Raw genomic sequence first — 11,420 nt, 5'->3', positions numbered from 1 at the left:
CGCCGCCGGCCTGGCGCCGCGCCCGGCTGGTGCGCTGGCGCGCGCGGTATTGGCCGGCGAACGCCATGTCGTCAGCCGCGCCCTGCTTCATTTTGAACGGATAGAAAGACCGGCCGGACGGGTCGATGACCGGGTGCGCCGCGCCGTCGAACTGGCGGCCCACAATCGGGCGCCCTTCGCCGATCCCGGCCTGTTCATCGTCTGGGGTCGTCGCCATGCCGCGGCCTGGTCCTGGGATCGCGCCCTGCTGACCCGCCTGGGTGTGCCGGAGACCGCCTGGATCGTGCCGGAGCCCGCCATCGCCCCGCAAGGTGACGGACAGGATGATGGCCAGGCTGACAGTCACTGGGGTGACGGGTTCCGCCTGCGCGAATTGCAGGACGGATATGAAGGCCAGCTGATACGCGAAGGCGAATTATTCGCCAGCCGCTTCTGGTCGCGCCAACCGAGCCAGGGCGAGATTGATATCTTCGTGCGCAGTTGCGCCGCGCCGGCCAGCGATGCTGACAGCGCGCCGATCTCCACCGCCGACCGAATGCAGGACCAGGCCCGCAGTTGGGCCACTCGCCTGACACCGTTGCACGCCGCCCTCGCCGCGCTGCTCCTGGTCGGCGCCCCCCTGCTGCACGCCGCCGGCACACAGGCCCGGCTGTCCTATGATCTGCACACGGCCCGGTCCGCCCTGGACAGCGTCGTGGCCGAGAGCTCGGCCCAGTTCGATGCGCTGCAGGCCTACCAGGCCAGCACGGCCCGGCTGGACGAATACCGGTCCGCGCTCGATCTCGTTCATCCGCTCATCCCGGTGACCGATCTCGCCGAAGCCGCCCAGGCCGTCGACGGCCGACTGGAAAGCTTTGCCATCACGCCGGGCCGGGTCGACGCGGTCGTCGCCGCCGGATCCGATGTCGATCCGGCCGAGATTGTCCGCCGCCTGGAAAGCGCGCCCTCGCTCGCCAATGTCGGGATCCAGCGGGCCCGCACGCAAGGCCAGTGGGAGGTACAGGCCGACCTTGTCGCGCCGTCCGGGACCCAGGCGGAGACCCCGGCATGAGCCTGTTGTCGACAACCTTGCAACGCGCTTCCGACAGCCTGACCGTCCGGGCCCGGCTCGGCCTGATCGTGCTTGTGGCCCTCGCCGGCATTGTGGCCGCGATGGATCTGAGTACCCGCAATACGCGCCTGGTCCAGCAATTGGCCACAGTCCGCACCGAACTTGCGGGGCGGGAAGCCGCCCTGGAACAACGCGACTGGAACACCGTCCTGGAAGCAGCACGGGCCGAGGTCGACGCCGCGGAATCGCGCTTCTGGCGCGGCACGACGACAGGCCTGGCCAGCGCCCAGATCCTGGGTGCGGTGGAGAATGCCGCGCGGGCCTCCCGGCTCACCACGCCGCGCGTGTCGGTCCTGCGCAGCGAACCGCTGTCGGGCGGGGCGGTCCTGTTCGAGGTGGAGATGACCGCCCGCAGCAATGGCGGCGGCTTCGCCACCTTCCTGGAAGCTGTCACCCAGGCCGACGGTGATCTGCGACCGGCGGAAGTGGTGTGGGGTGGTCGCAACCGGCCGGTCACCATCCGCCTGATCGCCCCCGCCATCATCGAGGGAGAGGCGTCATGATGTCCCTCATGCAGCTGAGATTTGGCGCTGCGGGTCTGGCCTGCGCACTGGCTGCTGCCGCCGGCCTCCTGCTGCCGCCATCCCCGACCACCGCACGCCTGACCGGTCAGTCCCGCGCCCTCAACCCGCTGGACGGTCCGGACGGCGCCGATGTCGAGACACTGGTTCAGCGCCTGGGTCAGACCAATCTATTCCCGGCCGCCCAAACCCTCGCCGCGCTCAATGGGGACGCGGTTGACCCCGATGCTCAGGACCCGGCTGCTGCGGACGGTCTCGCCGCGGCCATTGCCGCCCGCCTGCCCGACATCCGCGCCCTCGTGCGTCGCGAATCCGAGTGGCGGATCCATGCATCCGGGGAGGCGAGCCTGGTCGACATCTTCGTCCCCGGCGAGGAACTGTTTGACGGCTGGATGATTGCCGAGATAAGCCCGAGAACGCTCCGGCTGGAGCGGGACGGGGAAATCCGGACAATCGATGTATTTGTTCCCAACAATGTAGGGCAGTGATGACTCGTATCAGGAAAATCACCCTCAGCTCGCTGGGTTTTCTCCTCCTTTCAGGGTGTTCGACTGCCGCATTCAGCCCTGACTCCCGCCTCAATCCGGTCATCGGCGAGCGCCGGGCCGAGCTTGAAAGGCGCGACGCCGCAAGCGCGGCAGAGACAGAAGACAGCGGCGAGGCCGACACGCCTGCCGAGTCCGACCTCGTCACCACACGGCGGATCGTGCCGGGTAGCTCCAGCGGCATTGCCGGTGCTGGCGCGCTCAGCGCAACATTGTCTCCGGCCGGACCGGCGATCAATGCCACCCTGCCCGCACAACCGCTGCCGGCCTTTATCGACACGGCGCTGGGTGAAATCCTTGGTGTGCCCTACGCGCTCGGTCCCGGTGTCGCCGACCGCGACGACATCGTCGCCTTGCGCAGCGTGCAGGATATGGAACCCGACACCTTCCTTGGCCTGTTCGGCGCCGCACTCGCCGAGTACGGCCTTGCCATCGAGGTCCAGGACGGGATGGCGCTTGTCGTCGAACGCAGCGACCTGCGCAGCAATATGCCGCAAATCATCCGCGCCCGCGCCCGCGCCGGCGTGTCAGCGCCATTGCGCCCCGTGATCCAGTTTGTGGAGTTCGATTATACGGACGCCGCGGAAATGGACGCCATCCTGCGCCAGGCCTTTCCCGATCAACAGGAATTGTCGATCCAGGTCCGACGAGACATCAATTCCATGTCCCTCACGGGCTTGTCGGACCGCGTGGATGCCGCCATGCAGCTGATCGGCCAACTCGACCAGGCGCGCTTTGCCGGCGCCGCCGCCGTGACGCTCTCACCGCGCAATTGGGACGCTTCCGAGCTGGCACAAGCCCTCGTCGACATCCTCTCCCTGGAGGGCTATCAGGTCGGGCTCGGCACGCGCCAGGTTCGGCCCCTGTCCATGCTTGCCCTGGACCAGACCAACCAGATCCTGGTCTTCGCCCATAATGACGACACGCTGGCGCATCTGATCGCGACGGCGCGTCGGTTGGAAGACGCGGCCGAGCGTGAGGAAGGGACCCGGTCCTACGTCTACCAGGTGCGAAACACTGACGCCGAAGAGCTAGCCGGCGTTCTGCGCACCGTACTGGGCGAGGCTTCACGCCAGACAAGCGGCCCCGAGACGGAGGCGGGCGGGGACCGGAATGCGTCCGGCGGATCGCTCAACTCCCGCCTGGCAGTCGACACTTTCGGCAACCGGCTCATTTTCACCGGTTCGCGGAATGAGTACGACGATCTCACCCGTCTGCTGCAACAACTGGACACACCTGTCGCGGAAGTCCTTGTCGAGGTAACCATCGCCGAAGTGGTGTTCAGTGACAGCACGCGTTTCGGCCTGGAATTCTTCCTCAATACACTGGGCGGGGATGTGCAGATCGGTACCCAGGACGCGCTTGGCCTGTCGAGCGGCGGGCTCTCCGCTGTTGTCCGGTCCGGGCAAGTCGACATCGAAGCGGCGGCCAATGCGAGCAATTCTGCGGTCAACATCCTGTCCACGCCTCGCGTCGTCGCGCGCTCGGGCGAGTCCGCAGAAGTGCAAGTGGGTACCGATGTACCCATCATCACGTCCCAACGGGCGGCCAACACCCAGGATTCCGGCTCCACCGATATCCTGCAGTCGATCCAGTACCGATCAACCGGCGTGCTCCTGACTGTCGAACCGCGGGTGTTCAGCAGTAACCGGATCGACCTCGCCATCACGCAAGAAGTCAGTTCGGCCGATGAGAACCCCAATCAGGCCATCGGCAGTCCCATCATTTCCAATCGCAGGATGACCTCGTCGATTACCCTGCAGGATGGCCAAACGGCTGTGCTGGGTGGATTGATCAGCGAAACGGTCAATCGCGGCTCCACTGGCGCGCCACTGCTCCAGGACATCCCCCTGCTCGGCAATCTCTTCAAAACCGAAACCTTCAGCAATGACCAACGTGTGCTGCTGGTTCTCGTGACACCCTTTATCCTGAACGACCGAACAGATCGGCAAAGGATCGTCGATGCCTTCCGCGGCGAGATCAATGACGCTTTCGTATCCAGGATCGGTGCGGGCCAAACATTCTTGCAGCATGAACGTCCGATGCAGGTGAGCACGCCCGACGAGTGATGTCGGATGCGGCAAGCCTCGCTTACTGTCTCATGGCCGGATTGAGCGCCGGCCTGGCGACTTTGGCATTTGGACCCGCCGCCTTGATCTGGCGTCGCCGCCGGCGGCGATTCGCGCTTACAGCGCCGCTGCTGGCTGCGATATTGCTCGCTGGTAGCTATGCTGGCCTCTCAGGCAGCCTTTCAGACAGCCTTCTCTTCGCGCTGGCCTGCGGCGCCGGCGCGGCGGCGGCATCACTCGACCTTACCGTCCGGCGTGTGCATGATGTGAACTCCCTCATCATCGCCGCAACCGGATTGGCGGCAGCCTCGCTCGATGGAAGCTGGTTGAGTGCCATCCCTGCAGCGATTGGTTCAGCCGCGATCCTTGGTTTGGCCGGTGCATTGACATCCGCCGCCAAGGCCGGAGCAACGCTCGGCCTTGGGGATATACTCTTTGCGGCCGCCTGTGGCCTCTGGATCGAACCCGGCCACCTGCCTTCCGCCCTTCTGGCCGCGGTCGCCGCAACGCTCGTGCTGGCACGCCCATGGCGATCATCGTCCCCGACGCGGATCGCGTTTGTACCAGGTCTGGGGCTAGGCTACGGTGCGGCAGCTTTGTTTGCAGGACTGGCTTGAGCTCGCCGTGACGTCGAAAACCAAAAATCTGCGACGCGGGTTCAGCGTGATCGAAGCCTTGGCGGCGGTCGCATTGCTGGCACTCGCCCTCGCACCACTCTACTCAATGCTTCAGCAGATCACATCGGCCACGCTGCGTATTGAGCGGTTTGTGGAGGCTCGGGAGGTCAATGGCACCGTCGCAAGCCTGGTTCAGTCAGGAATGGGCGTGCCCGAAGAAATCCAAGGATGGTCCGTAACGGTAACAATGAATGAGCCCGGCAGCGAAGAAGCGGTCGATGGCTATCTTGGTGGTCAGTACTTCACGCTTCTGACGGAAAATTACACCGTCACGCTTAGAAAAAATGAATATACATTCGAGCGGCGGCACTCGCGGATTGCATTGAATCCGATATACGATTCAGAAGAAGAAGCCATATTCAGCAACATGTGACTATTATTTGAATATCTTGTACTTATCTTTATCGAAGTCGTTATCAGTAATTGTGTCGAACAACTCTGAGTGCGATTTATTATTAAGAAAAATTACATCAACCTGCCACAATGCTTCGTCAAAATAGCACGGCTCGACAATATCAAATATACTGAAACCCTCCGCGGTTAAACGCGCAACCACCTCAGCCAGATTGGCTTGGGTCACCTCAACAACGATAACCGCGCAACTCGACAGGAAACTACGCGCCCCTTCGAGGACGCTGACCTCGTTGCCGTCGGTATCGATTTTCAGCAGACAATTCCGTACCGGCCCGAATTTGGCAGCCACTGAATCGAGTGCGACGACTTCGATGGCACGCGCCTCGCGCCCGCCCTCAGCCAGATCGACATGGGCACTGGAATTCAACGAGCCCGCTTCTCCCAGGATGCGCATCGTCGCGACACTATCCCCGCTCCCAACGGCCTTCTGGAAAAGGGTGAAGTCCAGCCCGGCATAGACGCGCTCGATAGCATCCCTGCACTCGTCGACTGGTTCAAAGAGGTAATGATGCACACCCGGGAAATGATCGATCAGCTCCGAGGTCCCGTGGAGGACTCCAACGTCAACGACAGCATCGACCCGCACGCCCCTGCGCTTCAGCACCCTGAATGCCTCAAGCTTCTTGGGCGATCGGGTCTGTGTGGAAAGCCCCAGCCGCCGACCGAGCTGACGGACGAAATCGACCAGTTTCTCTCGGGCATTGGGAATATTGGCAGTCACTTGCGACACGCTCCGGCGGGATTCAATTCTGCGATAAAGACAATACCGCCACAGCCCTGATTGTCCTGCACTTATTCCTGTGCAGCCGTCTGGCTCTTGCCGCTCGCTTCATAGGCGGCCAGAACATCATCTATCGGCGCGTCCATTCTGACACGCCCGTCATGCAGCCAAAGGCCGCGCGTGCAATTCGCCTGCAACAGGCTCGCACTATGGGACGCGAGGACCAAAATTCCAGCACGACCGACAAAGGTGGACATACGTTCACTGGCCGCTTTGCGAAACTTGGCATCGCCCGCCGACAGCCACTCGTCCAGAATGAGGACGTCCGGTTCAAATGCGGTCGCAATCGCAAAATTCAACCGCATCCGCATACCGGCCGAATATGTGTCCACCGGCAGATCAATAAACTCGCCCAGACCTGCAAAGGCAGCAATCTCTGCCCGTCGCGCTTCGACCTCTGACCGTTTTCGCCCTGATGCCAATCCCCGCAAGGTGATGTTCTGATTGCCCGTCGCCTCGCTGCGCATGCCCAGATTAATGTTCACGAGACTCGTTGTTCGCCCCTCGACCGTGACGAAACCTTCTTCCGGCGGATAAATGCCCGCAAGCACTTGCAGTAGTGTCGTCTTGCCGGACCCATTGGCACCGACAAGGCCTATCCGTTCGCCCTGCTCGACTTCAAAGGACACGCCATCCAGAGCGCGGACACCCTTTATGTAGCCGCGCTTGTCCCGCACCAGTCGCTGGGTTCCACCAAAATCCTCCCCGGCATCCAGCGGAGCAGTCTGGGTATCAAGCGAACTGCGCGCGCGATTGAACAGCGGGTAGGTGACCGCGAGGTCTTGGACGAGAATGTGAGACATCAGCGGAACTTACAACCAATAGGGCAAACGGCGGCGGAAAACGGCGGCACACAGTGCTGCCGCCAGCCAGATCGCAAACGTGACGCCAATCACAACAGCCCAGCTGGTCATTCTTGGCATCTCCCCCAAAAGCGGTGCGCGAAAGATCTCAACATAGTGTGTGAGCGGGTTCAGGTCAGCCGCAAACGCCCGGGCACCATCAAGACCTTCGCGCACCCAGAGGATCGGCGTGACAAAGATCAACAGGCGCGTAATGGACGTCACCAGGTGGCCCACATCCTCATAACGCGCAGAGATAAGTCCTAACAGGTACTGAACCGCGACAGCATTCACGACATAGAGCACAAGAGTCGGAACAACGAGCAGCGTCAGCAGACCAGGCACCCAGCCGGACCAGATCATGAGCGGAATGACCACCACCATCTGTAGCGCAAAAATCAAGAGTGACCTGAACAGGCTCCGGTAGACGTGTACGGAATATGGCAGGGACAAAGCCTTGATCCACACATGGGACGAGGTGAAGACCTGACAGCCGTCAATGAAGTTTCCAGAGATGAAAATGAAGGCCGCATAACCGAGCGCCACATAAACAATGAAGCTTTCAAGTTCCCGACCCGACAGGGCCGAGAAGAAGAATGATACCCCACCGACGAACATCAGGAATGACAGGATAATCCAGGAAACGCCGAGCATGCTGCGGCGATAGCGCTGCTGAATCTCATCCCAGGCGAAAGTCCGCCATAATTCGACCATTGCCAGGCCGGCCCACAGATCCTTCACGAAGCCGAGGACACCACTGGCAGCGTGAAGGTCATACCGTCTGGTCTGGATGTTCATGAGATTTCGCTGCAGAGGTGTGGCTGTGGTGAGATCATCGTTGGCCTAAATGACACGCTACGGGATGTCCATCGTGTTCGACGGGATGCCGAGCTAACCACACACCGTATCTCCACCTGTTCGCAGGCGCACCCGGACATCGCCTTGCCACTCACTCGACAGTCACCGATTTGGCGAGGTTTCTCGGCTGGTCCACGTCTGTGCCTTTGAGCGCGGCGATGTGATAAGCGAGCAACTGGATCGGGATGGCAGTAACGATCGGCCGAACAAATTCCGGACAGTCCGGCATGACGACAACTTCTGCTGCAGCACCATTCGCCTCCTCGGCTCCGCGCGCATCAGTGATCAGGATCACCTCACCCCCGCGAGCCGCCACCTCCTGGATATTGGAAAGGATTTTCGGAAATAGCGCATCATGCGGCGCGGTTACAACAACTGTCTTGCCTTCTTCCACCAGCGCAATCGGTCCGTGCTTGAGCTCGCCTGCGGCATAGCCCTCCGCGTGTATGTAGCTGATTTCTTTTAGCTTCAACGCGCCTTCGAGAGCCAGGGGGTGATTCACGCCGCGGCCCAGATACAGGACTTCTCGCGCCGAGGTCAGGCGGTGGGCGATTTGCTCGATCTTCGGCTCCATCGCCAGTACGGCATTGATCTGGCGCGGCACCTCGAGCAAGGTCCGTACGAAGGCCTGCTCTGATGCCTCGTCAATGACGCCACGCGCCCGACCCGCTCCGATCGACACGCAGGCCAGAGCCGCCAGCTGCGCCGTAAAGGCTTTTGTGGACGCAACACCGATTTCCGGGCCCGCATCCGTCAAGGCGACAACATCCGCCTCGCGGGCCATCGACGATTCCGCGACATTGACCACGGCCAGCGTCGGTGCGCCAACACTCTTGCAATAGCGCAAGGCCGCGAGCGTGTCAGCGGTCTCACCGGATTGCGAAACGAAGAGCGCAGCATCATTCTTCGAGATAACCGGCTCGCGGTATCGAAACTCTGACGCGACGTCGATCTCGACCGCGAGGCGAGCATGGCGCTCGAACCAGAATTTCGCGATCGCGGATGCATAAAATGCGGTTCCGCACGCGGTCGCGACCAATCGACCCGTCCGGGCCCAATCCAGCAAGTCACCCGTCCGGACCCGACCGGCACCGATGTCCAGATGACGCGAGATCGTGCGCGCGACCGCATCCGGCTGCTCATGGATTTCCTTTTCCATGAAGTGGCGATACTCGCCCTTGTCCGCAAAGCCCGCGACGGCATGGGAAATTTGCACTGGGCGGACAATTTCATCGCCCTGAGCCGTGAAGACCCTGGCGCCTTGAGCGGTCACAATCGCCCGGTCACCCTCTTCCAGATAAATCACTCGATTGGTCCATCCGGCCAGCGCCAGGGAATCCGAACCGATATACCCCTCGCCATCGCCGACACCGACGACCAGTGGGCTGCCGGCCCTCGCCACCCAAATGGCTCCCGGTTCGTCTGCATTGATCGCCGCGACGGCAAAGGCGCCCCGCAGCTGGTCGACTGCTTCGTTGAACGCACCATCCATTGTCAGCCCGGCATTGAGCCGCGATGTAATCAGATGTGCAATCACTTCAGAATCTGTCTGGCTTTCAAACGCGAACCCCTCGGCAATAAGAGATTCGCGGAGCGCCATGTAATTCTCGATGATGCCGTTATGGATTATCGCCACACGGTTGGATGCGTGCGGGTGGGCATTCGCTTCGGTCGGCGCGCCATGGGTTGCCCAACGGGTGTGGGCAATACCCACGGGACCTTCGAGCGGAGCGTCCGAGATACAGGCTTCCAGCGCCGCAATCTTGCCGGGCGCCCGTCGTCGCTCCAGCTCGCCTGGCTCGGATACAACAGCCACGCCAGCCGAGTCATAGCCGCGATACTCCAGTCGCCGAAGGCCATCGACAAGTCGCGTCACGACCTGACCTGATCCGACGATTCCAACGATCCCGCACATTCCTGGCTCCTGATAGGCAACAGGCCGCACCCTGCCCCATGTCGAGTTAATCAATATTGACCGGGTCGGTAGCACGGACCGCGGGCTTGTTGGGCGCGAGCGCAGTCAACAAGTGCTGCAGGAGGTTACAGACCCGGCGAGCCTCGGGCGACACCTAAATCTCTTGGTCGAAAGCGCCGATTTCCGGGTACTTCGCGAGCTCTGCCTTGATCTCTGAAAAGATGGCTTTCACATCGTCCGCACTCGACGGGCTTTCAACAACCACGACAAGGTTCGGCGTGTTCGATGATGCCCGCACCAGGCCCCAGGCACCGCCGTCCAGCGTAAAGCGCACACCATTCACCGTGTTGACGTCCACAATCTGCCGTCCAGCCAGCGCATCCCCGGCCTCGGCCTTGGCCTTGAACGCCGCGACCACCTTTTCGACGACCTCATACTTCACTTCATCGGCGCAAGCCGGTGACATGGTCGGTGAGCCAAAGCTGACCGGCAATGCGCGCCGCAAGTCCGCCATGGTCCTGTCCGGATTGCGGTCAAGCATCTGCAGTATCGCGCGCGCTGCCACCAAGCCGTCATCATAGCCGCGTCCGATCGGCGGCTGCAGGAAGAAATGCCCGGATTTCTCGAATCCGGCCAGCGCCCCAAGCTCCTTGGAACGGCGCTTGATATAGGAGTGACCTGTCTTGAAATAATCAGTCTTGCAGCCATGTTCCGCCAGCACCGGGTCGATCGCGAACAGACCTGTCGACTTCACATCGACTACGAAGGTCGAACCCGGGTGCAACGGCGCCAGGTCCCGTGCCAGCATCAGACCGATCTTGTCGGCGAAGATCTCCTCGCCTTCATTGTCGATCACGCCACACCGGTCGCCGTCGCCATCAAACCCCAATCCGACATCCGCGCCATGAGCCAGCACGGCATCGCGCATAGCATGGAGCATTTTCATGTCTTCGGGGTTGGGATTATAGCGCGGAAAAGAATGATCCAGCTCGCAATCCATTTCGATCACTTCAACACCCATCGCTCGCAGGGCCTGGGGAACAAAGGCACCCGCCGTGCCATTGCCACAGGCCGCGACGACTTTGAGCGGACGCTCGATCGAAACCCCTTCCGAGACGTCTTCAAGATAGCGCGTTGCAACGCCAGATTGACGGACATACCCCCCACCGTCGCGCGTTTTTGACGTACCGCTCAGGACGATCTCCCGCAGGCGGCTCATTTCATCCGGGCCGAAGGTCAGAGGTCGGTTCGCACCCATTTTGACGCCGGTCCAGCCATTGGAATTGTGGCTGGCGGTGACCATGGCAACACAGGGCAGATCGAGATCAAATTGGGCGAAATAGGCGACCGGAGACAGAGCAAGACCAATGTCATGCACTTCAATACCCGCCGCCATCAGACCGACTTCGAGCGCCTGCTTGACACTCAGCGAGTAGCTGCGGAAATCATGCCCGACAGCGATTTTCGGCTCCACTCCCAGCTCATGGATCAGTGTCCCCAAACCCATCCCGAGCGCCTGGACACCATACAGGTTGAGCTCGGGCGCCTTGTCGGAGCCGGGGTGCCCGAACCACCAGCGTGCATCATACTCGCGAAAACCGGTTGGCTTGATGAGCGCTTCGGTTTCAAATTCCCAGCTATTGGGGGTCAGGCTGGCATGAGGCTTGGTCGTCATCGGAGCACCCGC

General features: G+C 61.6%; 11 protein-coding genes. 6 read left to right on the top strand and 5 right to left on the bottom strand.

Features of this window, described 5'->3' with window-relative positions:
- From Q0X62_RS05755 to Q0X62_RS05730, 6 genes are all read left to right on the top strand, one after another.
- A partial coding sequence (locus Q0X62_RS05755) for a hypothetical protein (RefSeq protein WP_297732640.1) occupies window positions 1-1,051 on the top strand: 1,051 nt, incomplete at its 5' end.
- A complete protein-coding gene (locus tag Q0X62_RS05750) occupies window positions 1,048-1,614 on the top strand; it encodes a hypothetical protein (protein ID WP_297732638.1) in 567 nt (188 codons plus the stop codon). The genes Q0X62_RS05755 and Q0X62_RS05750, both read left to right, overlap by 4 nt.
- Entirely contained in the window at window positions 1,611-2,120 is a 510-nt protein-coding gene (locus tag Q0X62_RS05745) for a hypothetical protein (RefSeq protein ID WP_297732636.1), read from the top strand. Before Q0X62_RS05750 ends, Q0X62_RS05745 begins: the two co-directional genes overlap by 4 nt.
- Window positions 2,120-4,246: a secretin N-terminal domain-containing protein gene (locus Q0X62_RS05740; RefSeq protein WP_297732634.1), complete on the top strand. Its 2,127-nt coding sequence runs from the start codon at window positions 2,120-2,122 to the stop codon at window positions 4,244-4,246. Before Q0X62_RS05745 ends, Q0X62_RS05740 begins: the two co-directional genes overlap by 1 nt.
- A gap of 83 nt (window positions 4,247-4,329) precedes the next feature.
- Window positions 4,330-4,863 carry a prepilin peptidase gene (locus tag Q0X62_RS05735; RefSeq protein WP_297732632.1) on the top strand — a complete coding sequence of 178 codons (534 nt, stop codon included), beginning with the start codon at window positions 4,330-4,332 and terminating at the stop codon, window positions 4,861-4,863.
- A gap of 7 nt (window positions 4,864-4,870) precedes the next feature.
- Window positions 4,871-5,296 carry a hypothetical protein gene (locus Q0X62_RS05730; protein ID WP_297732630.1) on the top strand — a complete coding sequence of 142 codons (426 nt, stop codon included), beginning with the start codon at window positions 4,871-4,873 and terminating at the stop codon, window positions 5,294-5,296.
- 3 nt (window positions 5,297-5,299) lie between these two features.
- Here Q0X62_RS05730 and Q0X62_RS05725 read toward each other — a convergent pair whose 3' ends face one another.
- The 5 genes from Q0X62_RS05725 to Q0X62_RS05705 form a co-directional block, all read right to left on the bottom strand.
- A complete protein-coding gene (locus Q0X62_RS05725; protein ID WP_297732628.1) occupies window positions 5,300-6,058 on the bottom strand; it encodes an FkbM family methyltransferase in 759 nt (252 codons plus the stop codon).
- Window positions 6,059-6,129: 71 nt separating this feature from the next.
- Window positions 6,130-6,921 (bottom strand): ABC transporter ATP-binding protein, encoded by a 792-nt coding sequence (locus Q0X62_RS05720; RefSeq protein ID WP_297732626.1) that lies wholly within the window; start codon window positions 6,919-6,921, stop codon window positions 6,130-6,132.
- Between the two features lie 9 nt (window positions 6,922-6,930).
- A complete protein-coding gene (locus Q0X62_RS05715; RefSeq protein ID WP_297732624.1) occupies window positions 6,931-7,758 on the bottom strand; it encodes an ABC transporter permease in 828 nt (275 codons plus the stop codon).
- A 151-nt stretch (window positions 7,759-7,909) separates the two neighbouring features.
- Complete coding sequence (gene glmS / locus Q0X62_RS05710; protein WP_297732622.1) at window positions 7,910-9,733, bottom strand: glutamine--fructose-6-phosphate transaminase (isomerizing); 1,824 nt, start codon at window positions 9,731-9,733, stop codon at window positions 7,910-7,912.
- 154 nt (window positions 9,734-9,887) lie between these two features.
- Window positions 9,888-11,408 (bottom strand): phosphomannomutase/phosphoglucomutase, encoded by a 1,521-nt coding sequence (locus Q0X62_RS05705; RefSeq protein WP_297732620.1) that lies wholly within the window; start codon window positions 11,406-11,408, stop codon window positions 9,888-9,890.
- Window positions 11,409-11,420 lie beyond the last annotated feature (12 nt).

The sequence above is a fragment of the uncultured Maricaulis sp. genome (assembly GCF_947259345.1).
Classification (GTDB): domain Bacteria; phylum Pseudomonadota; class Alphaproteobacteria; order Caulobacterales; family Maricaulaceae; genus Maricaulis.
This window is presented reverse-complemented; position numbering and strand designations above follow the sequence as displayed.

Bases quoted from the DNA above. Each gene is read 5' to 3' on its own strand.
- Q0X62_RS05705 (WP_297732620.1), bottom strand. From the start codon at position 11,408: ATGACGACCAAGCCTCATGCCAGCCTGACCCCCAATAGCTGGGAATTT.
- glmS (WP_297732622.1), bottom strand. From the start codon at position 9,733: ATGTGCGGGATCGTTGGAATCGTCGGATCAGGTCAGGTCGTGACGCGA.
- Q0X62_RS05750 (WP_297732638.1), top strand. From the start codon at position 1,048: ATGAGCCTGTTGTCGACAACCTTGCAACGCGCTTCCGACAGCCTGACC.
- Q0X62_RS05715 (WP_297732624.1), bottom strand. From the start codon at position 7,758: ATGAACATCCAGACCAGACGGTATGACCTTCACGCTGCCAGTGGTGTC.
- Q0X62_RS05740 (WP_297732634.1), top strand. From the start codon at position 2,120: ATGACTCGTATCAGGAAAATCACCCTCAGCTCGCTGGGTTTTCTCCTC.
- Q0X62_RS05745 (WP_297732636.1), top strand. From the start codon at position 1,611: ATGATGTCCCTCATGCAGCTGAGATTTGGCGCTGCGGGTCTGGCCTGC.
- Q0X62_RS05720 (WP_297732626.1), bottom strand. From the start codon at position 6,921: ATGTCTCACATTCTCGTCCAAGACCTCGCGGTCACCTACCCGCTGTTC.